The following is a 22,333-nucleotide window of genomic DNA, read 5'->3' as shown; positions in this document are numbered from 1 at the left end:
CATGCCACATCCGGATCCGCTCCCCGGGGGCGACGCGGCCGTTCCCCGGGGGCGACGGGGCGGTTTTCCGGAGGTGACGGGCCCGCCGACGGGGGTGCGGCGGGCCCGTCGGTGCCTGCTCCGGGAAGTCGCGGAACCGTACGGACGGGTCAGCGGAACACGTCGAGGTGCTCCCCGAGGAATGCTTCCAGGGTACGGGGAGCGCGCCCGATCAGCCGGGTGGCGGCATCGTCCGGGCTCTCCGGGCGCTCCACGGCGAGCCGCTGGATCTCGACCACATGGGCGGCCAGCCAGTCCGGCATCCCGGCCCGGGCGACCAGGTGGGCGTGCAGTTCGGCGGGCGGCAGGTTCACGGAGCGCACCGGCCGGCCACGCAGCGTGCCCAGCAGCTCGGCCAGCTCCGGGTGGCTGTACGCCCGGCCGCCGGTCAGCGGGATGTCGCCGCCGGCCGTGTCGGGGCGAGTGAGCACCGCGGCGGCGACGTCGCCGATGTCCCGGCAGTCGACGTAGTTGCACCGGACGCCGTCCAGCGCGCCGAATATCGTCCCCGCGATGGAGACCCCGGGGGCGATCAGCAGCAGCTTCTGCATGAACGCGTACGGGCGGAGCACGGTCGTGGTGATGTCGTGGGCCCGCAGTCGCTGCTCGATCAGGTGGTGGCCGCGGGAGACGGCGACCGGGGAGTCGGGCTCGGCGGCCGGCGCGGACACCTTGACGACGTGCTCCACGCCCAGGGCGACGGCCAGGTCCACGGTGCGCAGCTCGTGCTCGACCTGCCGCGGACCGTTCTCCATGGTCAGGAAGAGCTGCGTGGTCCCCTTGAGGGCGGCGCGCATCGAGGCGGGGTCGCCGGCGTCGGCGGCCGCCACCTCGACCAGGCCACGGGTGTGCGGGTCGAGTCCGGCCAGCAGGCGGTCGGGGTCCCGGCTCAGGGCGCGCACCGGGACGTCCAGGGCGGTGAGGCTGCGCAGGGTGGCGCCGCCGGTGGCGCCGGACGCGCCCATGATGGTGATCATGCTGGTACTGCTCCTTCGGTAGGAGTGGTGATGGTGGTGATGGCGGTGGTGCGGGAGCCGGTCAGTGGGCGCGCCGGCGGCGGGGGAGGGAGGCCCGCCAGCGCCAGGTGGTCATGGTCGCCGCGATCGCGGCGGACAGCGGGAGGTCGATGCGCAGCCGGCCCGGCCACGGGCTGTCGGCCAGTGCCGGGATCCGGGGCAGCAGCTCGGCGGCCGCCAGGCCGAGGCCGAGGGCGAGGGCGGCGCAGCCGAGGCCGAAGGCGAGGGCGAGCAGCGGGATCGGCCCGCGGGCGGCCCAGGAGTCGGCGGACCGGCGCCGGTGCCGGAGGCCGACCAGGGTGGCGACCAGGGCCGAGGTGCCGGCGATGGTGGTGAGGGCCGCGATCCTGAGCTCCGACTGGCCGGTGGCGAAGCCGCCGGCCGAGGCCATGACGGCGGGTGCCGCGTAGGCGATCAGGACCTCGCGCCAGAGCACGAAGCGGGGCGGGGCGGCGGTGTCGGGGGTGGGGGCGGTGTTGGTGTCGGTGCCGGTGTCGGGGGTGGCGGGGCGCTGCTTGGTTCTGCCGGGCATGGATCGTCCAAGTGATTAGGAGGCTAATTATAGGTGTTCGGTGGGCCAACAATGGGGTGCTGAAAAGGTCCGTGCTGGCCCGTGTTGGTCCGGTGGTGGCCCGTGGTGGGTCGGTCCGGCGCCCTGCCGGTCGGCCCGGTGGTCGGGCGGCTGTCCGCCGCCCGACCGTTGTCCGTCAGTCGTCAGTCGTCAGTCGTCCGTCAGTGCGGACATGCCCGCGACCAGCCTGCCCAGCAGGTCGAGGAAGACCGCACGCTCCTCGACGGACAGCCCGGCGACCATCGCCTGCATCCGGTCGAAGTGCTCGGGTGCCATGTCGCGCAATCGCTGGGCGCCGCGCGCGGTCAGTATCACCACATTGCCCCGCCCGTCCTCGGCGGACGGGCGCCGGGTGACCAGGCCGTCCCGCTCCAGCCCGTCGACCAGGCCGGTCACGGTCGCGCGGGAGACCCCGAGCGCGGCCGCCAGCTGCGAGGGCGATTTCTCGCCGCCGTGGTCCTCCAGCTCGGCCAGCAGCCGGTAGCGCCCGGTGGACAGGCCGAAGCGGGCGAAGTGGGCCTCGCCGGCCTGGCCGAGCCGGGCTCCGGCGGCCATCAGTCGCGCCGCGACCAGGACCGCCTGCGGATCGGCGGCCAGGCCGTACCGGGAAAGCTGCCGGCGGGCCTGGTCGATCGAGGGTGCGCCGTTTCCGGCCGGGTGCTGCTGAGCCATGAAAGTAATATGGCGCCTAACCTGATCTCTCGTCAAGTGCCTCGCCGAACGGAACTGCGGGAAACTCCTGGACTCGCTCCGGGGTGCGGGGCGGGTCCAGGGGCTTCGTGTCGTCGGGACTGTGGCGGTGCTCGGGTGCCCCCGTGCGGCTGTGTGTGGCTGTGTGTGGCCGTGTGCGGGAATCCGGTCGGGCCGGTGCCGTTGGGCAATTGTCCTGGTGTGGCCAAAATTCGTCTGCATACGGTCACATTAATTTGTGGACAATGGATTTCCCCGACATTCCCTTGCTATTCTTCGCCCGCCCATCTGTCGGAGTCGGGAAAGACGGTCCCAGGAATGCGCAACGAGTTCTCCCGCCGCGGCTTCCTCGGCAGCACCGGAATGGTCGCCGCCGGAGCCGCCGGAGCCTCCGTCGTCTCGCTCGGCCTCGCCGCCGGCCCGGCCTCGGCCCGACCCGTCGAACAGCCCGAGGGCTGGACGGTCCTCCCTCCGGACTCCCGCTACGAGACGCTCAGCCAGGGCTTCAACCAGCGCTGGCGCAGCAGCCCGGCGTACATCCGGCTGGTCGGCAACGAGGCCGACGCGGTGGCGCAGCTGCGCTCGGCGCTGGACCGGGGGCTGCGGCCGACCGTGCGCGGCGGCGGCCACTGCTACGAGGGATTCGTCGACAACGACAAGGGCGTCATTCTCGATCTCAGTACCCTGCGCGGGGTCGGGGCGGGGACCGACAAGTACGGCGGCGCCACCTACTCCGTCGAGGGCGGAGCCACCAACTGGGACGTGTACACCACGCTCTTCCGCGAGTACGGGGTGACCATTCCGGCCGGGTCCTGCTATTCGGTCGGCGCCGGCGGCCACATCTGCGGCGGCGGGTACGGGCTGCTCTCCCGTCGGCACGGGCTGACCGTCGACCACCTGGTCCAGGTCGACGTGGTGACGGTCCGGGGCGGCGCGGTCGAGGTGACCCGGGCGCACCGCGGCGACCCTCCCGGCTCGCCCGAGCACGAGCTGTTCTGGGCCCACACCGGGGGCGGCGGCGGTAACTTCGGCGTGGTGCTGCGCTACCACTTCGCCCACGCGCTGCCGGCGCCGCCGCCCCGGGTCTGGCTCAGCAGCATCGCCTGGAAGTGGGCGGACCTGATCGAGCACCCCGAGGACTTCCGCACCCTGCTGGACAACTTCGGTGCCTTCTTCGCCGAGCACAGCGGTCCCGCGGAGAAGGTGTACCGCGGGTTGTTCTCGATCCTCCACCTCACCCACCACTCCAACGGGAACGTCGTCCTGTTCAGCCAGTGGGACGAGGAGGACCCGGCGCCGCTGGACGCGTTCCTCGCCCGGGTGGAGCGCGGGATGCGCGCCAGGTCGACCGTGCAGACCAACGGCGTCGGCGGGCTCTACCTGCCCTACCCGGACAAGCGCCGCCGACTGCCGTGGTTCCAGGCGACCATGACGCTCAACGGCTCCGGCCCCAACCAGCGCGGCAAGTACAAGTCGGCCTACCACCGCAGGGCGTTCACCCCCACCCAGATCGACGCCTGGTGGACCTGGCTCACCAAGGACGTCGAGGGCCTCGACCTGACCCAGACCCTGGTCCAGATCGACTCCTACGGCTGCCGGGTGAACGCGCGGGGCCCCGCCGAGACCGCCGTCCCGCAGCGGGACTCCGTCATGAAGCTCCAGTACCAGACCTACTGGACCGACCGGGCCGCCGACGCCGCCCACCTGGCCTACCTGAGCGGCCTCTACCGGGACACCTACCGGGCGACCGGCGGCATCCCGGAGATCGACACCGACACCGACGGCGCCTACGTCAACTACCCGGACGTCGACCTCGGCACCACCGCCGACAAGCAGCCGGCCTACCAGCGCCTGTACTACAAGGGGAACTACCGCCGCCTGCAGAAGGCCAAGGACACCTGGGACCGCACGAACGTCTTTCACCACGCCCAGTCGGTGACCCTGCCATCCTGAACACACACGCAGAGCGATGTCGACCATCCGGTAAAAAGACAATATCGGGATGAAAGGGTGTGAGTAAAGAGCTCAAAGTGACGACTTGCTGATCGCAGTGGGCCTGCCGGGCACGCTTGCAGAGGTCGGAACGAGCTCGACGGGCCAGGGTCGGTGTTCCCAGGTGTAGGCAGGTTTGTGAGGGTGTACTCGGACTGATGCTGACTTTTGCTGACCTCGACTGATGGTCAGTCAGGTGAGATTCGCCGTGCGAGGGCGCGCCGGCCTCTGTCGCTGTCGGCCGTACGGGTCTGACTGCACCGGGACCCTGGGGGCGATCGAAACCAGCGCCACTGTCGCTACCCACCTGTTCAACGCTATGCCTGGCATCGATCACCGCGCCTCGGTCCGACCGTGGCCCTGCTTGAGGACGGGCAGGTGGCTGTCGAACTGATCAAAGACGGCCTCCACCTCCACCCCCCTGTGCTCGACCTGGCTCCATCGGCCCGGCCCGCCTCCTCGGCCTCGCCGACCGGATCGGCGTTACGGAGTCGGCAAGCTCGCCAGCCTCGTTGTTGTCGTCTCCACCACTGACGACCTGGTCGCCCCTGCAGCGAGTCAGTCACCGGCACCGAAAGCTTTGGCATGGTCATCGACGAACGCCAGTCTTCTCGGCGGTCCACCCAGGGCGGGCCGAGCGGGCTGGGCCGCTCGGTGACGGTCTCGCGGGGCGCGTGCTCCGGTGGCCGGGTCAGTGGTAGCGGCGTACTGGAATGCGGCTCTCCTGTTCTTCCGCCGGCCGGGGTGTGATGCGGTGCCACTACGATGTTCGCGACGGCCGCTGGGGCCGCCGCGAAACCGTTACGACAGTTGCCGCGGCGGCTGCGGGACGCTCAGTGTCACCAGCGAGGCGACCCGCTTCCGGAGCCCGTCCAGCTCCTTCTGGCTGCGCACCGGAACCTTCACATGCCAACGCTGCTCGACGCCGTCGACCCGCCCGCCGCAGCCGATCGTCGCCATGCCGATCACCTTGTCGTTCTTGTGGAGAAGTGTGACCAGCGAAAGCCCGTAGGTGACGAGTGCCGACCACACAGCAACCTTCGTCACCCAGTCCGGTCGTTCGGACACCGTCGCCGTCTCCGAGTGGATCGTCCAGAACGACCCCGTCAGCGGAAGGTACTGGCTGCTCTCGTCGACCGAAACGGACACCCAGTACTCCTCGGTGCGCGACAGCGGTGACCCGCTCGTGTACTTCGTCACCACCACCAGCACGGGCGTGTTCGGTTCATGAGGGGCGGTGCCCGCGAAGACGTCGAAGGTCTTCTGCCGGGGCTTCGCCGACGGCCCGGCGTCCGCCGCCGACCGGGTGCGGGCGGCGGACGTCGGCGTGAACTCCGGTGCCTCCTCCACCCCGGCCGACCGCAGGGCGGGCCGGAGCGCAGGGATGGCCCGAGCCAGCTGCGCCATGAGATGCGGGCTGATCGAGGACACGATGTCCCGCAGTACCTGGTCCTGGATCGTGCTTCCGGCGGCGGTGATGATCCGGGTGAGACTGGGGACTCGCTTGGGTTTGTGTCCGCCTTGCTTCTGGATTGATGACGATGCGTCAGAGTCGTCTGTCTCGGTCATGGCCGCATGATAGAGGCACGCCCGAGTCGGCAGTCGGTTTATCAACTCAACTGTCCCGTCGATGAGTTCGGATTCATCGACGGGAATCGGGGGCTTGTGGCCTTGACCTTCGTGTGATTGCAACGACTTGCGGAGCTTTCGTTGCGTCGGATTCCTCGCCAGCGGTGCCGGTCGAGGAGGGACCGAAGCGTGTGTGTCGTCGGGCGGCCGTGCACTCTCGGTCCCGGCTGTCAAAGCGCGCCTCGATATCCGTCTGGTTGCCCATACGGTAGGCCATGACCGGGGCACCGACGTTCATCGCCCGAGTCGAAGCGCTGGAGTGGGTCCGGGTCCAGTCCTCGTACCGGTGCGTGCGGCGGAGGCGATGGCTGCTGCCGGTGCGCCGCAACGGGGATCAGGGGCCGTTCGGGTCGAGGAGGAGGCTGCGGCGGCGTCGGTTGGCGAGCACGGCTGCGGTGACTTCCGGTACGGGTGGGCGTTCGCCGACGGGGACGCCGAGTTCGTCGGCGAGGGGCCGGTAGGTGATCGGGGCGGCCGGTGTGCGGGTCAGGTGGGGCGTGGAGGTCAGGATGCGCCAGCGGCCGGGGGTCTGCTTGAAGCGGCTGTTGCGGTAGCGCAGGCGGCAGGCCCGGGCGGGGAAGGTCCGCAGGCAGCCCATGTCCCAGTCCCAGACGGTGACGCTGTGGAGGGTGTCGGCGATCTGCTGGCCGTATGCGCCGGCGTTCTGGACCGGAGCTGCGCCGACGGTGCCGGGTATCCCGGCCAGGCACTCGATGCCGGCCAGTTGTTCGGCGGCGGCCCAGTGGACGAGGTCGGTGAGCGGGTGGCCGGCCTGACGGTGACGGCCACCGTGGTTCCGGTCAGCGGTCGGGCGGTGATGCCGCGGGTGTTCATGACCACGACGGTGCCGGGGTGGCCGGCGTCCGCCGCGATCACGTTGCTGCCGTGCCCCAGGACGAGGGGACCGTTCTGCTCCTGGGTGCTGATCGTGCGGGCGGCGTCGAGCCAGTCCGCGGGGTCGGAGAGGTTGACGACGGTGCCGACGGGTCCGCCGAGCCGGAGGGTGGTCAGCGGTGCGAGCGTGGCCTGGGGCACGGCGGGGCCTTTCAGTCGGCGGTGACGGCCTTGAGTGCGAGGTTGCGGAGCGGGGCGAGGCGGGTGCGGTTGTCCTGGTGGTGGTAGACGGCGTTGGTGCAGATGGCCAGGTAGCGGCCGGTGTCCGGGGCGAGGTAGAGGCTGGTGCCGGTGAAGCCGTGGTGGTAGGCGAACCGGCCGTCGTCGGCGAGGATCCAGGCCAGGCCGCGGTGGAGGCCGGGTTCGATCTCGGCCTTCGGCTCCGTGCTGGTGCGGAGCCAGGCGCTCAGTCCGTGTCCGTCTGCCTGCGCGGTGAGGAGTCGTTGGGCGAAGGTGGCGAGGTCGGCGGGGGTGGTGAAGACGCCGGCGTGGCCGGCGACGCCGCTGAGCAGGGTGGCGTTGTCGTCGTGCGGGATGCCCCACAGACGCGGGGCGCCGGGGAGGCGCCGCTCGGTCGGGGCGACGTCGGCGGAGCGGCCGACGGGTCCGTAGGTGGTGCGGGTCATGCCGAGGGACTGCCAGAGGTCGGCTGCGAGCTCGTCCAGGCGTCGGTCGTGGACGTGGGCGAGCGCGAGGCCGAGGAGGATGAACCCGCGATTGATGTAGCGGTGGCCGGCGCCGGGCTCGGCGATCAGCGGTTCGTTGCAGATCAGCTCGGCCAGGGGTTCGGTGCGGCCCCGGTACTGGTCGAGGCGGGTCTCGGGCCGCAAGCCGGAGGTGTGCGCGAGGATCTGCCCGACCGTGACGTTCGCGCCGGGCGCGTGGCCGGGCATTTCGGGCAGCAAGTCTCGGATCGACGTTTCCGCGGTGATGCCGTCGGTGGTGCCGATCAGCGGCCAGGTGGCCAGCACCTTGGTCAGCGACGCGGCGTCGTAGAGCGTGTCGGGGCCGGGCCGGGTGCTCCCGCATTCGGGCGCGACGATGCCGGAGGCGAGGAACGCGGGTCGGTCGTCGCGTGTGCCGTGGGCGATGACGCCACCGGGCAGGGCACCGTCGTCGACCAGCAGGTCGAGGCACTGCTGCAGCTCGGCGACGGCGTTGGGGCTCAATGGAACGGTGTGGGTCACGGAATCTCCTGGTCGATGGTCAGGTCGGCACCGAGCGAAGCGAGTTTGGGCAGCAGGTCGCCGTAGCCGCGCTGCAGGTGGTACATGCCCCGGATCGTAGAGGTGCCCTCGGCCGCCAGGGCGGCGAGCACGAGCGCGGTCGCGGCCCGGATGTCCTCGCCTGCCACGTCGGCGGCGACGAGCCGGGAGGGGCCCTCGACGGTGATCAGGCGGTTCTCGGCGTTGACGACCGCGCCGAACTTCTGCAGCGCGGCGAGGTGTCGCGCCGGGTGGACGGGGTGGCGCTACGGGTGATCTTGGCAAGTGTGTGGGTGCCAAGGCACCGGTTTGGCTCTCAGCGGTGCCTGCCTGTGGGCCTTGATGGAGTTCGGGGGGCCGTGGAGAGGCGGCTACTCCCAGATGACGGTGATCGGGTGGTTCGGTCGGTCCAGGACGAACCGGCCGGCCGCTCGGTCCGGGACGGCGGGAGTGTCGGGGAGTTCGATGCGCAGTGCTCGGTTGCGGTATCCGGCGTTCCAGGTGCGGATCTCCTCGGTGACGAGGTCGGCGAGCGCGGCGCCGTCGGGGCCGTGGGCGATGGCGCCGGTCTCGTAGGTCTTGCGGCCGTCGGCGGTGGGTTCGGCGGGGCGCAGGGTGAGGTAGGCGAGCGAGCCTGCGTCCACGGTGGCCATGGCGCCCCAGTCGAACATCGGGGTGACGCCGCGTTCGCGGGCGGTGCCGGTGACGTTCATCTGCATGATCGAGTTCGGGAGGGTGAGGGCCAGCCACAGGTCCTGGTACTCGTAGGTGGTGCCGCCGGGAATGGTGACCCCGGTCCAGGTCTCGTGGCGTGCGCCGTCGAGGACACCGAAGAGCTCGGCGGCGTCGACAGCGGCGTGCTGGTCCTTGTGGACCTGGAGGGTGACGTCGCCCTCGGGGGTGAGGTGGACGGTGCGGCGGGCGTCGTCCATGCTGCCGCGCAGTGGCATGAAGACGGCGAGCCGGTCGTCGACCGACACCCAGCGGTCCGCCCGGCGTTCGAAGGCGATGGTGCGGCTGGCGGTGCCGCGCAGCCGAAGCGGCAGGACGATCCGGCCGGTGGGCTTGACCTGCTCCAGCCACGGGGTGGGCATCTCGCTGGTGCTGACGGTGGCGATGATGCGGTCGAACGGGGGCGCGGCCGGGTGGCCGAGGGCGCCGTCGCCGAGGACGGCGTCGACGTTCATGGTGCCGGCGTCGGCGAGGTGTTTGCGGGCGCCGTCGACGAGGTCCTTGTCCACGTCCACCGTCACCACGTGTCCGTCGGGGCCGACGAGGTGGCCCAGGTAGGCGGCGTTGACGCCGGTTCCCGCGCCGGCCTCGAAGATCCGCTCTCGGGGCTGCGGGTCGAGCTGTTCCAGCATGAGGGCGACGATCGCGGGCTGGGAGGCGGCGCTGATCTGGGTGCCGGAGCCGTCGGCCTTGGTGTAGGTGGGGTTGTCCGCGTACGCGGTCTCCAGGGGGAAGCCGGGCAGGAAGTGCTCGCGGGCGACGGTGCGGAAGGCGTCCTCGACGGCGGCGCTGCGGACGGCGCCCTGGTCGAGCAGGCGGTCGGTGAGGTCGGCGCGCAGCTGCTCGGCGGTCGGGACTGCGGAAGCGGCGCCGCTGCTGAGAGTAGTCATGTTTGTGACCCTAGTAGTGGTGCGGATGGTGGACATCGAGGGCGCGGGGCCCTTGTCGGAGTGGAAGACGGCGTCCAACGCCCTTGCAGTCATAGCGGATTGGTGGTCGACCGAGAGGCCGGCGCGGTTGGCGTGGAAGAGGAGATGGTGTGCGAGGACCGCCCGCTGTGCGCGGTAGAAGTGACGGTCGTGGCCTAGGCCATATCCGTGCGGCTCGCTCTGACGGCTACCGACCCGAGCCGGGCGGCGTGCCCAGGGCGGCCCCCGCGACAGCGTCCGGGCCGTGGACCAGGAGGCCGTGTACGGAGCTGAGCGCCCGGGCGCCTGCCCACACTCCGGTGTCGGGAACGGTGAACAGGTGCACCTCGATCCCGGCGTCGGCGAACCGGCCGGGCTCGATGTACCTGCTGCCACCGGTGCCGCACAGATACGTGTCAGCGCCCACCGTCCGGCACAGGTCCACCAGCCGTTGGGTGCGCCCGGTGCGGGCCGCCAGGTCGCTGCTGCGCACCACTCGTCCGGTCCAGCCTAGTTCGTTGAGAAGCAGCAGCGTGGATGCCTCGGTGATCTCGGCGGTGCGGTCGGTCGTGTAGAACTGGTCGAGCAGCGGGCGCAGCCGCTTCGCGAACGCAGGCCAGAACGGTGAGGCCCGGTACTGCTCCCGGAGGATGCCTTCCACCTGGCGGCGGCTGCGCGCCGGGTCGGTGAGGCGGGCGTCCCGGATCAGGGTGGCCCGGCCGTTCGGCAGTCTCGTGGGAAGGGACAGCCACCTGGTGGCCTCGCCGGTCAGGGCACCGAGGCGGGCACGGTGCTGGTAGTCGCGGCGGGCGTGCTGGACGTCGTCCAGCACCACCCACACGTCGGCCGCGAGGATCTTCGCCATCACGGACAGTCGCGGAAGCAGATTCGGTTGGTGGATCGCGCACACGAGCCCCGTGTTCGTGGCGGTCGGGTGATCAGAGGAGGCGGCTGGTGAACCCAGCGTCGATGAGCCGCCGATAGGCATCGAGGACACTCCCGGGTACGTCCTGGGCGACGGCGAAGCCGAGCTTCGGGTACTCGATGACCCGCTGGAGGTCACCCACCAGACTGTCGATCACGAGCCGGTCGTCGCCGATCGATTTCACGTAGTCGTGCAGGTCCATCGGGGTGGAGGTGCACACCGCGTCCACCTCCGGCCACACCTGGCGGCAGGTGGCGTAAGCCCGCCGCTCCATGTAGGGCATCGAGACGAGCAGCACCGAGGACACCCGGACACCGGCCTCGGCCAGGACGGTGCGGCTGAACTCGATGTTCTGCCCGGTGTTGCGGGCGTTCGGCTCCCGCAGGATCGCGGACTCCGGAACACCGAGGGCCACGGCGTGCTCGGCGAAGTGAACGGCCTCACCGCGCGGGAATGCCGCCGGCCGGCTCGGGTTCGGCCCACCGGTGAACACGACCCGCTTCACCAGGCCCCGCAGGTACAGCCCGGCCGTCTCGGCGGCCACCCCGAGGTCGTGGGATCCTAGGCCGATCGCCACGTCGCACCGCCGAAGGTCGTGGCCCATCTGCTGGTAGTCCCACAGCAGCGCGGTGTCCGCCCACTGCTGGTCGGTGATCCCGAGCCGGGAAGTGTTCGTCACGTGCTTCTCCTGGTTACCTGAACCGGACTGCCGCACCTCCGCGTTCGAGACTGCCTCGGATCCGTTCGACGGCGCGCAGCTGGTGGCTCGTACCGTACGTGGCCGCCTGGGACGCGGCCTCGTTCAGCAGGGCCAGCCCCTCGCCGACGCTCGCCGGGTCGGACAGCAGGATGTGGCCGCGCGCGGTACCCAACCGCACCCACTGCACGGGCGAGGACCCGCTTCCGGCCGACTGCGCGACCTCGATCATCCGGGCCGCCTCCCCGAGATCGCCCGCGCCGCGGTGGACCAGAGCCGGCTTCTGGTGCGCGGTGCCCCAGTCCTCCGGCTCGTCCAAGGCGTCGAACCCCACAATCGCCGCACGCATCAGCGGCACGGCCGGCTCGTGCAGCCCCTGCTTGTCCAGCGAGGTGCCGACCCACAGCCCGGCGCGATGCCGATCGCGCAGACTCAGCCGGACGCGCCGGCCAACTTCCCGTACGCCTCGGCCGCACCCGCAAGGTCACCGGACATCTCCCGGACCACTGCCAGCGACAGGTCCAGCTGCGCCACCCGACGGGGAACTCCCAGCTGGTCGAACACCGACCGGGCCGCCGCGTACGACCGCGACGCCGAGAGCGGGTCGAGCAGAACTCCGCGGTCGCGCAGCAGATCGCCCGCGAGCGTCGTCGTCCGCGCGTCAGAGAATGTTCCACCCGGTGTCGACCTGGCCGAGCCGTAGCCCGTCGACTCGGCGCCGGACCTCCTCGAGGGTCGGGCTGCCCGCTCTGGCGCGCTTGGCGTTCGTGGTGATCATCCGCAACTCGCGCAGGTCGCGCAGGACGGCATAGCCGCTCCAGGTGGTCACGTCGAAGCCCTACAGGTCGGCGAATTCCTGGTAGTGGCTGCGGCCGTGGCCGAACCGGCGGCAGTGGATCTCCACCGTGATGAGATCCAGTTCAGGAGGGCCGAAGCAGGCGGTGTCCCAATCGCACAGCACCGCCGCTTCGCCTTGGTGGAGGGCGTTCCGGTGCTGGGGGTCGCCCTGCAGAAGACCGGGCCGCAGGACGAAACGAACGTCGGCCAGGGCCGGTTCGAGGTCGGACAACCGCTGCCTCAGAAACGTCGTGTCCGCAGGTGGCAGAGCCGTGATCGACGCGATCGACCGACGGATCGCCCCGGCCGTGTCGAGCGGCCGGACCGCGAAGGGAGGGGGCGGGAGTTGATGCAGGGTGCGAAGGGGGACGGCGAGATGCGTGGCCGGCACGGGGTGGTCGGGTTGGGGGAGGTGCTGCCAGAAGGTGACGGCGTGCTCGCCGACGAGGACGGGCTGCTCCACCGGCAGCAGCTCGACAGTCGGGAAGTCGCGCCGACTGAGCCACCGCACCAGCTGCACGGTTCGTGCGACGTCCCCCACGGGAGTGCCCGCACGGGCGATCTTGGCCACCGCTCCGGCGGCCCGGAGCAGGAACACCGCGTTGGTGTGGCCGCGCAGTATCTCGGCACCTGCAGGGTCCACCCCGATCCGCCGGCAGGCTTCTTCGAGGACGGTGTGCACCTCGGACTCGGCGAATCCGCCGATGACAACCGGAACAGTCATGCCCATGAGGCTGACGGGCGGGAGCCGTTCCTGTCACCTCCTACCGGTCGGGAGGGCGAGAACTTCGCCTAGATCGCGGACCGCGCGTGTGGCACGTACCCGGGCGGGAAGTATGTCGATCACCTCCTGGGCCCGGACACCCAGAATCCCTGTCCAGTGCGCTTCAGGAACCCCCAGGACGGTGTGACGGGCCAGCACGCACGCCTCGGTCTCGTCATGCTCCTGGGCCAGACACATGGCGTGTTCAAGGGCCAGCAGAGCCGGGTCGATTCGGCTTTGGTCCGGGTACAGAGACAGGGCCTCGCCCTGGGCCTGACGGGCTTCCTGCACCTCAACGAGTGCGGTGTGCGCGCCGGACAGGTAGAGGAGCAGCCGGCGCCCCAGGAACGCCCAGGCATCGTCAGGGGTCGAGGGCGCAGGACCTGGTAGGTGAACAGCAGGGCAGATGGGGTCCCGGGCCGGAGGTCTCGATCGGTCGGGACGTCGTTCTGGTGGTCGACAACTCGGCGACTGAGGGCTGCGACCGAGGGCGGCGGCTGGCAGGATCGCCCCATGAGGATTCTGGTCCTGGGTGGCGGTTGGTTTCTCGGGCCGGCGATCGTGGCCGGCGCGCTGCAGCGGGGCTGGGAGGTGGCCACATTCACCCGCGGACGGACCGGCAGTCCGTTGCCGGGGGCCATCGCGTTGCACGGTGACCGGGAGCGGCCCGAGGACCTCGTTCGGCTGGCCGCGCACGGCCCTTGGGACGCGGTGATCGACACCTCCGCCTCCTCGCTCGGCCCGCGTGACGTGCTGGCGAGTGCCCGGGTCCTGGAGCCGGTCGTCGACCGGTACGTGTACGTGTCCACGGTGGCGGTGTACGAGGGGTGGCCCACAGAGCCGCTGGACGTGGACTCGCCGGTGTGGGAGGCTGCGGCCGACTCGGCGCTGGACCCCGCCCGGTTGTCGCACGGAGGGTCGGGGGTTAACCCCGACTACGGGCGCCGGAAGGCCGGGACCGAACGCGCGGTGACGGAGACCTTCGGGCTCGCCAGGACGAGCCTGCTCCGCCCGGGAGTGCTGCTCGGGCCGGGGGAGTACGTGGGCCGACTGCCCTGGTGGCTGCGCCGTGCCGCGCAGGGCGGCCGTATTCTCGCGCCCGGTGATCCGGGTCGGGGCGTGCAGGCGGTCGACATCCGGGACGTGGCTGACTTCGCGCTCGGTCAGGTGGTGTTGGCCGGGCACCAGGTTCACAACCTGGCCGCGCCGGCCGGTCGGGAGACGATGGGGGGAATGCTCCGAGCGTGCGTGGAAGTGACGGGCGGCTCGGGGGAGTTGGTGTGGGTGGAGGATGAGGTCCTGCTCGGCCACGGCCTGCGCGAGTGGACGGAGCTGCCGCTGTGGTGGAGTCACCCGGGGGTGTCCGTGATCGACTCGTCGTCCGCAGTTGCGGCCGGCTTCGTCAGCCGGCCGCTCGCGGAGACCGTTGCGGACACCTGGTCCTGGCTGTGCCGGGGCAACGTTCCTGTGCCGCACCGGCGGTGGGCCAAGCACGGGATTGATCCCGACAAGGAGCGGGCTGTCCTGGAGAGCGTGCGCTGATTAACCGCCGTGCCCTCCGAGTGCGAGCCGCGATGTCCCGGGGCCGAGGACCTTCGGTGCGGCGACCGCGGTGAAGTCCTCGATCCGTTCCGCCAGGTCCTGGGCGAGCGGTGTGCCGCGGAACGCGGGCGAGGCCAGGTCGGCCCGGACCGCATTGACCCTGACGGTGAGGCCGGCGCCGCGCCACTCCCGGGGGAGGGCGAGCACCGGTCCCAGCGCTTCGGCGGCGCCGTCGAGCTCGTTGCGCATCAGCAGGGCCGCCGCCAGGTCTGCGCGGGCTTGGGGTGCGACGACCAACTGCTTGGTGCTCGTCGCGTGTGTCGCGCCGAGTTCCAGCGAGCGGCGCGCGGAGGCCTCGGCGCCGGGGCCGTCCCGGAGCAGCAGCAGGGTGGCGCTGTTGCTCATCGCCACTCGCTCCGGACTGAAGTCGAACTCGCCGGCCAGGCCGTCGTGAAGGTCGTCCCTGGCGGGCCCGCGTTCGGCGGTGCTCTCCGCGACGGCTCGCTGGGCCTCGTCGGCCTGGCCGCGGTGGGCGTAGGCCCGGGCCGCGATCGCGGCCAGTCGGGCCGTTCCGGTGGCGCCGACTCCGGGGAAGGCCCTGGCCTCCACGATCTTGCGTACGGCCTGAGAGGGGTTGCCGCTCCAGTAGTACAGGACAGCCAGGTACGCGTGCGCATACGCCTGGAGGGGGCCGTGCTCGGCGACCTGGCCGTACAGGGCAGCGGCCCGGGTCAGTTCGAACGCGTGGGGCATGGCACCGAGGTCGAAGGCGCAGGCCGCCAGGAGCGCCGAGGCCTGGCCAGCCACGAGGTACAGACGTCGTCGCTGCGACAGCATCTGGGTGCGGTCGAGCTGCACCATGGCGACCCCGAGCAGTTCCCTGGCCGTCATGAAGACCAGGTGCGGAGGTTTGGTGTCGGTGGACCGGACCAGGTGGGCGAGGTCGTCCTCGAGCTGGTCCAGGGACAGGTCGGGGAGCTGTTGGGCGGCAGCTTCGGCGGCGTGGGCACGGGCATCTCGTGCGGTCATGGCCAGTTCTCTCTCATCGAGCACAGGATCCGCGACCGCCAGTAGCGATCGGACCTGCTCGTCGGTGCAGGGGGTGAGCAACTCGTCGGCGGGCCGGCCGAACATGTTGTTGAGGATGTCCGGAGTGGGGTGGTGCGGCCGTCCCACATTGCCGTTGCGCCAGCGTTGGAAGCTCTTTTCCGTCAGCGTGGCATTCCGATAGGCGGTGTCGCCGGTCTTCTGGACGCCCCAGTAGTGCGGTCGGTCCAATTGGATGAACGATGCGAAGGGTTAGCGGTCGTAGCTGGTCAGCGAGCGCATGACGGGCTGGCCAGTGTGGTGGTTGTGCCGGATCGCGCCGGTAAGGGCGAGGACGCATTGCAGGACATGGACCATGACACCGCCCGGGGCGCGACCCTGGTGGCGTTCGAGGTGGAGCTTGGCCTTGAAGGTCTGGTTGACGGACTCGATGGTCTGCAGCAACGGCTTGAACAACTCGGCGCCGGCGCGCAAGGGCTCGCCCTTGCGCGCCGGACGAGCGCACCCCGGACCGGGCCGCTCGGCGGCGGATCCTGAACCGGGTCGGTCGGCCGGTCGACGCCGGCATTCTCACAGCCGCGGCCACGACCGGTCTCGGCACGATCGACGCGCAGAACCTGAGCGAGGCCCACCGTGTCCTGGAATCCGGCAGGGCGATCGGCAAGATCACCACGACGGGCCTCCGGCCCGTGCAGGAGTTGCTTGTCTTCGAGGAGTGTCGGCGCGCCGCCGGACGCGGATCCGGGTAGGTTCCGCTTCCGGGTCCGCGACCTGCGGATCTTATGTGTCGGCCGCGCTCTGGGCGCGGCTCAGGATCCAGACGCCGTAGGCCTCGTTCGCGGGGTGCAGCTGGTAGGTGCCTGCCCGCAGGTCGACGTGGAGTGCGGCGGCCGCGAGATCCGTCTCGAACTCGGCCGCGGTGTAGGCGTGGGTGTGGGGCGGCCGGTCCTGGAGATGGAAGCCGACCAGGATCCGGCCGTTCTCGGCGAGCACGGCGCGCATCGTGCGCAGGGCTTCGCGTTCGGTGCCCTCGGCCAGGTAGATCATGACGTTGCCGACGCAGACGACCAGGTCGAACGGGCCGTCGTCGGGGCCGAGAGCGAGGATGTCGCGTTCCTCGATCGGCAGTCCGGGGTAGGTGTCCCGGGCCTGTCGGACCAGTGCTCCGTCGGGCTCGATCGCGACCACGTCGTGCCCGCGCCGCAGAAGCGCCGCAGTGACCCGGCCCATGCCGGCGCCGGCATCGAGCACCCGGGCGCCACGCGGCAGGAGCGTGTCGGCGAGTCGGGCTTCACCGTCGATGTCCTCGCCGGCGCGGACGAGATCGGCGAACCGCCTGCCGAAGCTCTCGCTGTTGCCCGCCTCCTGCCAGCGGGTCCGCCGCGTCGCCGTCGGTACGTCATCCCCGTGTGCCGGCGTGCTCCCGTTCATACTTCGCATCCTAGACCGACAACGCCGGTCCCGGGCGTGGCCGCCGGAGCGACGGCCCGCAGGCCCGCGGGCCGAGTCGCGGAGAACGGTCGCAGTCGACGTGCCGCCCGAGCTCGACCGGCGAACCCCTGGAACACCCCGGATCACCGGGGAACGTGCCGCGGTGGCCCTCGTCGGCGACCGGGACGGACCGGACTCGCTCCAGGCCGCCCTCACCTGCCGCGAGCCCGAACCCGCCCACCGCGCAGCCGAACTGTTCCGCGCTCGCACAAGCCCCTGGTGCGGGACTTCACTCACACCGCGACCGGGAGCACTCGGCCGAGCTGTCGGAACGGTGGAAGACCGGCCCCACCGCCGTCTTGCGTCACCTGACCCAGGTCGGCCTGGTTTCAAAGGGGTGCGAGCCCGGTTGCCGTCGCGACCGCCTCCGGATTCTCGACGACGTCCGGTTCGAGTCACCGACCCGGCGGGACGAGGTCCTGGTGCGTCGGGTCCGGGTGTTCGAGGAGGGCGAGGCCGAGCCCGGGGCGGAGAGTGCCGTCGGTGGGCGACTTGCCGAGAGCGCCGGGTTCTTCGATTCTGTGATCACGGAACAGGAAGGGATGCTGGCCGCTGGAGGGCACGGCGCGGTGGGAGGCGTGAGATCCGGATCGGTCGGCCCGGTCGCCCGTGGTCCCGTGCCGGGGGCGGAGTCAGGGGTGTCACGGGCACCCCGGCCGTCGTTCGGATTCGGGCCACCCGGCGAAGCCCTGTCAGGTGCCCATGATCCTCGCGAAGGTCGCCGGATCGGCGTCGAAGCCGTGGACGCCGGGCCGAAACGCCCAGACCCCCGAGCTGTTCCGGACGAACTCCGCAACCCTCGCGGCCGTTGCCCCGTCGACGCCGACGAAGTCCACTGACGCCAACTCGTCGCGCCCGTTCCGGATCCTGGCCACGGGGTTCGCTATGTCTCCGAACGCCAGCCGGCCGGCGTTCTGCTGGATGGCGACGCCCACGACCACCCGGGGGTAGCGGTCTGCCAGGCGGTCGAGTTCCAGGACCAGGCGCTCGTCGACGCCGAGGCCCTTGCCGTCGCGGCTGTCCCTGGTAAGTGTGATCGTGCCGTCGGGAGCGCGGCTGTCGAAGTGGACCAGGTAGGCCGGGGTGCCGGACGGGGCGTCGGTGGCGTACGTCGCGGCGACGAGATCCAGATCGTGACCCGCCGAACCTGCGGGACTCGGATCCCACGACAGGTCTACCTCGATCCGTTCCAGACCCTTGTTGAGACTGCTCACCGGACCCACCCTTCGTCGTCGTACCGACCCGGAATGATGTCATCGCGGACCGACTCGTTGCCGGCCAACGATAGGGCACCAACATGTTATTGACCTGAAATCAGATCCGTCCGCCCGGAAGAAGCTGACCTCCCGGAGGTTGGGGGCGCCAGGTCGAGGTCACCGGCCGCGACGGTTCGGGGCTTTGTCGCGGCGCCCGTTGCGAACGGCAGTACGGGTGTCGGTGTGATCGTTCCATCGGACACCGATCCTCGCGGCGGCCTTGACCTCGATCGCGCCCTGGAGCATCCGCTCGGCCACCCCGCGGACGAGTTCCGGCCCTCCGGCGAACGTGGTGACTCCAACAGGCGCCGTAGGCCGGACCGGGGCAGTGCACCGTGCGTCGTCTCTGCTGAACTGGCCAGCTGCACAGAAGGGTTGCGCAGCGGTTGACCCAAAGGTCATGCCGGGCCAGGCGTATCGGTCGCGGGTGCGCCGGGGGCGCCGGCAGGCCCGGTTCTCACGGGACTTCGGGGAGTCCGTGGACGGGTGGTGCGGCAGGAGGTCGGACTGTTCGGTCGCGGTGAGCCGCCGCGCTCGTGGGCAAGGCAGCCAAGACCGGCTGCCGGCTCGAGATGCGCGTTGCGATCACCCGGATCACCGACACGGCCGTGCGGATCGAGGTCACCGACGGCAGCCGGGGACTCGACCTCGTGCACAACCTCGTCCGCGGCCACTGGGGTGCCACCCGCCTGGTCGACGGCAAGACCCTTCACGCCGACCTCGAGCTCGGGCGCACGCCACGAGCGCACAGCACCGCGATCCGATGGGCACTACCTGACGGCCCTGCTGCTGGCCGGGCACATTGCCGCCCTCGGCCCGCTCGGCATCGCCGCCGGCTGTCAACTGGGCGGCACCCGCCGCCAGACCTGGCCGCCGCCACCTCGCCGGACGCCGAACCGCCCGGCGCCACCTGGCCCCCGTCCCGCCCGGAGCCCCCAGTCTCCCGGCGGAGCGGGCCCGGGGCGCCGGCCGACGATGACACCGGCTGGCGCCCGCCCACCGCACCTCGGCAGCACATCCAACGGCGAGCGCGCGGGTCTCTCCCTTCCAGTGTGCGCCCGCAGGGGCGACCACCGTGCGACCACCCGGCCACGAAAACCCTGATTGGCCTGCGGTTCTTCTTTGACCAGCGGGGAGAACCAACTGCCCGACGGGCTGCGCCGAGTGTGCTGCGGCCCGGACCCGGTCAGACGAGGCGGTCGCGGTTCGCGGCGGCGGCGTCGCGGACGAGCCGGGCGAAGCGGTCGCGGCTGCGCCTCTGGTGTTCCTCGGCCTGTTCGTCGGTCCAGTCCTGGGCGTCGCCGAGGTCTTCGTCCGTGTCGAGGTCGTCGTACTCGGTGTGGAGGAGCCAGCAGCCGTGGATGCCGGTGAGGAGGTCTTCGAGGAGGTCTCGGGCCGGGCGCCTGGGGTCGAAGGGGGGTGAGGCGGAGGCCGGTGTCCTCCGGGTCGTCCTCCTCGTCGTCGGTGTACTCGGTGAGGGCGTCCTCGAGGTTCTCGAGTTGTTCGCGCAGGCCGACGGGGTCGGGGAGGAGACCGTCGGCGACGTGCATGGCGTGACGGACGAGGCCGGTGACGACGTCGTACGGGGTGGCACCGTCCTCGATGAGGCCGAGGACGAGGGTGGGGGTCTCGTGGGGGAGGGCCTCGATGTTGTCGGCTTCCAGGACCACCTGGGCGGGGTCGTCTCCGGAGGCCTTGGCGGTGACCTCGGCCGCGGCGGCCAGCCAGTGGGCCGCGGCGACGGCGGCCGCGGTCGGGTCGACGGTGGAGAAGAGCTCGGCGGTGCCGAACGGGTTCTGTTCCAGCAGTCGGTCGGCGGCGGCGACCTGGACGGGGGAGGCGTCCTCGCGGCTCAGCAGGACAGCCTGCTGGGCGCGGCCGCCGAGGTCGCCGAGTTCGGCGCTCTCCACAGCGGCGAGCTCGGTGGCGGTCTCGGCGAGGACGGCTGCTGTGAGTCCCTGGTCGGCGAGCTCGTGGAGGGCCCGGCCGACGCGGTTCGCGGATTCGATCAAGGGGCTGTAGGAGACGACCATCGAGCCGCCGCTGGGCAGGTTCGGCTCGGCGATCGCGTCGACGGCCTCGCCGAAGTGACCGCGCTCCCGCTCGCGGCGCCAGCCCTCGGTGTTGGGCTCCAGGGAGCCGGCGGCGCTCGCGGGGTGGGTGTAGGTGCGCCACGCGGTGTCGGACAGCTGGGCGAGCGACCGGGCCAGGCTCAGGAGCGCGGAGGTGTCGGCGTCGGCCGGGAGGGCCGCGACGCGGGTGGCGAGGTCGCCCTCGCCGGTACCCCAGGCGGCGATCAGCTCACGTCGGTCGGGGTCGACGCAGTACCGCGTCATGGGCTTTCCTCCGGTTCCACCACGGACTGTGTGCCTCGTGGCACCCGGCCATTCTGGCGTACCGTCAGTTCCCGGTGGTCCGGCTGTCGCGGATCCTTCCCACTGCGCGGGCTGTTGGCCCGCGCAGCCGCCCACTTTGGCGGTGAGTCGGCTGTCGAGACACGGCTGGGCTGCTGCTGGCGCCGGTCGTGGTGTCGCCGCAGGCGCGTTTGGCGGTGCGGCCACGGTGTTCATGAATCCCGTCGTTGAACGTATGTGCGATTTGGTCAATCATCACGTTTGCGGGCCGGGTGGCTGTTGTTGTTGTGCCGAGGCGCGATAGTCGTCACAAAGGCACGACAACTGTCACCAAGATCGAATCGGTGGCGTGATGGTGGCACGTGTGAGCACACTTGCGGCCTACGCCGGCGCCTCGGTCCGCAGTGATCGCCAATCCACCGGGGCCGTCGCTGGCCCCTCCAGGTTTCAGATCGCTCGCCTACTGCGGTCCGGTCGTTGCCGGGGCCCAGCGTCCGGGCCCCGGCCCCGTGGACGTGCGGGGTTCAGGCCTCTAGCGCCCGAAGCGCCTCGGTAGTGGACTTGAAGCCCCGTCAACCTCTGCTGGCCAGCTGATCAGCACCTCCCGCCGCCGGGGGAAGCTCACACGTCCCACAGACCGTCGTTCTGTGCCTCCTGTGTCGGCAAGAGGAGGACAGCGCCACTATCCCTATAGTCTGTGAGTACCTGTCCGGGGTACATCCTGCTCTCAATGGTTCCCGGGGCGTCTTCCTGCCGGGTCACCTTCCACCGCTGCGGCGGGCCGGGGTTGGCCACGCACTCCGCGAGCTCCACCACCTTGTTGCTCACGGCCTTCAGGCACCTGTTGCTATCACTCAGCTGCAGCTGGTACACGTCGGCGGCCGCTCCCGGGGGTGTCCGGAGAATCCACTTGTCGATCCTTTCGTCGTCCTCCGACGTCCTCACGAGGCCGTAGGGGTCGATGGGGTCGCTGGTGAGGTACCTGGGGGCCCCCGACTTCGACACGTGCATGATGTAGGTATCACTTGGCGCGGCGCTGGCCGGGGCGCCGGTGAGAACACCGGCGAGGATTCCTGCGGCTGCGACCGTCACACAGGCTTTCTTCAGGTTGACCATGTTCACCATGTCCTTCAAGATGTCCCGCCAGGATCGGTCACCCGAGCACGGCGCCGGGCCCGCCCAGCTAATACCCCGATGCCCGTTACACCCCCGCATTCGTAGGATCGTGGGCGAGGTCCAGACGGCACCCGTGGGGAACCGGCAATCCGGGTGCCCCGCCTCCCGGCGGCCGGGCGGTGATCATGGTTCATGTTCAGGTGCGTTGCCGGGCGTCGCCTGCCGACGTCGGCCCGAACGCCGGTCAGGTGTTCCCCACGTCGATCGGGTCGGCGAGTTCGCGCGGGTAGGCGTCGATGTCCTCGGCGATCGGCTGCAGCTCCCACTAGCGGCTGCGGCGGCGCTGAGAACGCGTTTCGGCGACCGAGATCAGCAGCGGGCTGCGGGACGGGAGCGCCTGGGTGATGTCCGTCCAGATCAGGACGGCGGCGGTGTCGCGGCGCACGGCGTCGTCGAAGCGCCGGCCGGTGCGCTGCGGCAGGCGCTCGCGCAGACGGTGCCAGTCGGTCTCGGGCACACGTGCGCCATGGAATCAGCCACCTCACGCCAGCCGAAGCTGATCTCCAGCAAACAGCAGGTGACATAACAGCCCAGCAAAGGCTGCAGGTGACAGGTGTCGCGCCGAAGCG

At 70.8% G+C, this 22,333-nt stretch carries 21 protein-coding genes and 3 pseudogenes; 4 read left to right on the top strand and 20 right to left on the bottom strand.

All coding sequences use genetic code 11. The features are described 5' to 3' along the window. Positions 1-149: 149 nt before the first annotated feature. The 3 genes from ACW14Y_RS05205 to ACW14Y_RS05195 all read right to left on the bottom strand — a co-directional run bounded on the left by ACW14Y_RS05205 (position 150) and on the right by ACW14Y_RS05195 (position 2,298). Positions 150-1,016 carry an NmrA family NAD(P)-binding protein gene (locus tag ACW14Y_RS05205; protein ID WP_380299205.1) on the bottom strand — a complete coding sequence of 289 codons (867 nt, stop codon included), beginning with the start codon at positions 1,014-1,016 and terminating at the stop codon, positions 150-152. Positions 1,017-1,077: 61 nt separating this feature from the next. Beyond that, complete coding sequence (locus tag ACW14Y_RS05200; RefSeq protein WP_456986044.1) at positions 1,078-1,587, bottom strand: hypothetical protein; 510 nt, start codon at positions 1,585-1,587, stop codon at positions 1,078-1,080. Between the two features lie 189 nt (positions 1,588-1,776). Beyond that, positions 1,777-2,298, bottom strand: coding sequence for a MarR family winged helix-turn-helix transcriptional regulator (locus ACW14Y_RS05195; protein ID WP_380299201.1), 522 nt, complete (start codon positions 2,296-2,298; stop codon positions 1,777-1,779). A gap of 336 nt (positions 2,299-2,634) precedes the next feature. Between ACW14Y_RS05195 and ACW14Y_RS05190 the strand changes: the two genes are divergently transcribed. Both ACW14Y_RS05190 and ACW14Y_RS05185 read left to right on the top strand, forming a co-directional pair. After that, positions 2,635-4,269 carry an FAD-binding oxidoreductase gene (locus ACW14Y_RS05190; protein WP_456986043.1) on the top strand — a complete coding sequence of 545 codons (1,635 nt, stop codon included), beginning with the start codon at positions 2,635-2,637 and terminating at the stop codon, positions 4,267-4,269. A gap of 304 nt (positions 4,270-4,573) precedes the next feature. Beyond that, positions 4,574-4,746 (top strand): annotated as a pseudogene (locus tag ACW14Y_RS05185) (N-acetylglucosamine-6-phosphate deacetylase); the annotation flags it as partial. A 363-nt stretch (positions 4,747-5,109) separates the two neighbouring features. Here the strand turns inward: ACW14Y_RS05185 and ACW14Y_RS05180 are convergent. Together ACW14Y_RS05180 and ACW14Y_RS05175 are read right to left on the bottom strand one after the other, a co-directional pair. Continuing rightward, positions 5,110-5,877, bottom strand: a complete 768-nt coding sequence (locus ACW14Y_RS05180) for a hypothetical protein (protein WP_456986042.1) — start codon at positions 5,875-5,877, stop codon at positions 5,110-5,112. Positions 5,878-6,271: 394 nt separating this feature from the next. Then, entirely contained in the window at positions 6,272-6,652 is a 381-nt protein-coding gene (locus ACW14Y_RS05175; protein ID WP_456988070.1) for a hypothetical protein, read from the bottom strand. Here ACW14Y_RS05175 and ACW14Y_RS05170 point away from each other — a divergent pair. Continuing rightward, positions 6,560-6,997 (top strand): hypothetical protein, encoded by a 438-nt coding sequence (locus ACW14Y_RS05170; RefSeq protein ID WP_456986041.1) that lies wholly within the window; start codon positions 6,560-6,562, stop codon positions 6,995-6,997. The genes ACW14Y_RS05175 and ACW14Y_RS05170 overlap by 93 nt on opposite strands. Here ACW14Y_RS05170 and ACW14Y_RS05165 read toward each other — a convergent pair. The 8 genes and pseudogenes from ACW14Y_RS05165 to ACW14Y_RS05130 form a co-directional block, all read right to left on the bottom strand. Beyond that, on the bottom strand, positions 6,984-8,018 hold the full coding sequence (locus tag ACW14Y_RS05165) for a serine hydrolase domain-containing protein (RefSeq protein WP_456986040.1): 1,035 nt from the start codon (positions 8,016-8,018) through the stop codon (positions 6,984-6,986). The genes ACW14Y_RS05170 and ACW14Y_RS05165 overlap by 14 nt on opposite strands. After that, a pseudogene (locus ACW14Y_RS05160) lies at positions 8,015-8,269 on the bottom strand (UDP-N-acetylglucosamine 1-carboxyvinyltransferase); the annotation flags it as partial. The gene ACW14Y_RS05165 and the pseudogene ACW14Y_RS05160, both read right to left, overlap by 4 nt. Positions 8,270-8,407: 138 nt before the next feature. After that, positions 8,408-9,658 (bottom strand): methyltransferase, FxLD system, encoded by a 1,251-nt coding sequence (gene fxlM, locus ACW14Y_RS05155; protein WP_456986039.1) that lies wholly within the window; start codon positions 9,656-9,658, stop codon positions 8,408-8,410. A 226-nt stretch (positions 9,659-9,884) separates the two neighbouring features. Continuing rightward, positions 9,885-10,586: a WbqC family protein gene (locus ACW14Y_RS05150; protein WP_456986038.1), complete on the bottom strand. Its 702-nt coding sequence runs from the start codon at positions 10,584-10,586 to the stop codon at positions 9,885-9,887. A 28-nt stretch (positions 10,587-10,614) separates the two neighbouring features. Then, positions 10,615-11,280 carry a YdcF family protein gene (locus ACW14Y_RS05145; protein WP_456986037.1) on the bottom strand — a complete coding sequence of 222 codons (666 nt, stop codon included), beginning with the start codon at positions 11,278-11,280 and terminating at the stop codon, positions 10,615-10,617. Between the two features lie 13 nt (positions 11,281-11,293). Further along, positions 11,294-11,647 (bottom strand): hypothetical protein, encoded by a 354-nt coding sequence (locus tag ACW14Y_RS05140; RefSeq protein WP_456986036.1) that lies wholly within the window; start codon positions 11,645-11,647, stop codon positions 11,294-11,296. A gap of 312 nt (positions 11,648-11,959) precedes the next feature. Continuing rightward, positions 11,960-12,127 (bottom strand): hypothetical protein, encoded by a 168-nt coding sequence (locus tag ACW14Y_RS05135; RefSeq protein ID WP_456986035.1) that lies wholly within the window; start codon positions 12,125-12,127, stop codon positions 11,960-11,962. A gap of 9 nt (positions 12,128-12,136) precedes the next feature. Next, a complete protein-coding gene (locus tag ACW14Y_RS05130; RefSeq protein ID WP_456986034.1) occupies positions 12,137-12,859 on the bottom strand; it encodes a phosphotransferase family protein in 723 nt (240 codons plus the stop codon). Between the two features lie 429 nt (positions 12,860-13,288). Between ACW14Y_RS05130 and ACW14Y_RS05125 the strand changes: the two genes are divergently transcribed. Continuing rightward, on the top strand, positions 13,289-14,440 hold the full coding sequence (locus ACW14Y_RS05125) for an NAD-dependent epimerase/dehydratase family protein (RefSeq protein ID WP_456986033.1): 1,152 nt from the start codon (positions 13,289-13,291) through the stop codon (positions 14,438-14,440). Here ACW14Y_RS05125 and ACW14Y_RS05120 read toward each other — a convergent pair whose 3' ends face one another. From ACW14Y_RS05120 to ACW14Y_RS05090, 7 genes and pseudogenes are all read right to left on the bottom strand, one after another. Continuing rightward, a complete protein-coding gene (locus ACW14Y_RS05120; protein ID WP_456986032.1) occupies positions 14,441-15,718 on the bottom strand; it encodes a hypothetical protein in 1,278 nt (425 codons plus the stop codon). Between the two features lie 21 nt (positions 15,719-15,739). Next, positions 15,740-15,985: pseudogene (locus tag ACW14Y_RS05115) on the bottom strand (IS982 family transposase); the annotation flags it as partial. 282 nt (positions 15,986-16,267) lie between these two features. Beyond that, positions 16,268-16,918 (bottom strand): class I SAM-dependent methyltransferase, encoded by a 651-nt coding sequence (locus ACW14Y_RS05110; protein ID WP_456986031.1) that lies wholly within the window; start codon positions 16,916-16,918, stop codon positions 16,268-16,270. A gap of 752 nt (positions 16,919-17,670) precedes the next feature. Further along, positions 17,671-18,192 (bottom strand): TerD family protein, encoded by a 522-nt coding sequence (locus ACW14Y_RS05105; RefSeq protein ID WP_043475707.1) that lies wholly within the window; start codon positions 18,190-18,192, stop codon positions 17,671-17,673. An 881-nt stretch (positions 18,193-19,073) separates the two neighbouring features. Further along, entirely contained in the window at positions 19,074-20,570 is a 1,497-nt protein-coding gene (locus ACW14Y_RS05100; protein ID WP_456986030.1) for a hypothetical protein, read from the bottom strand. Between the two features lie 639 nt (positions 20,571-21,209). Beyond that, entirely contained in the window at positions 21,210-21,713 is a 504-nt protein-coding gene (locus tag ACW14Y_RS05095; protein WP_456986029.1) for a hypothetical protein, read from the bottom strand. 316 nt (positions 21,714-22,029) lie between these two features. Then, positions 22,030-22,221, bottom strand: coding sequence for a hypothetical protein (locus ACW14Y_RS05090; RefSeq protein WP_456986028.1), 192 nt, complete (start codon positions 22,219-22,221; stop codon positions 22,030-22,032). Between the last annotated feature and the right edge of the window lie 112 nt (positions 22,222-22,333).

Source organism: Kitasatospora sp. cg17-2 (assembly GCF_054031055.1).
The sequence above is the reverse complement of the archived record's forward strand: the minus strand, read 5'-3'. Positions and strand labels throughout refer to the sequence as shown.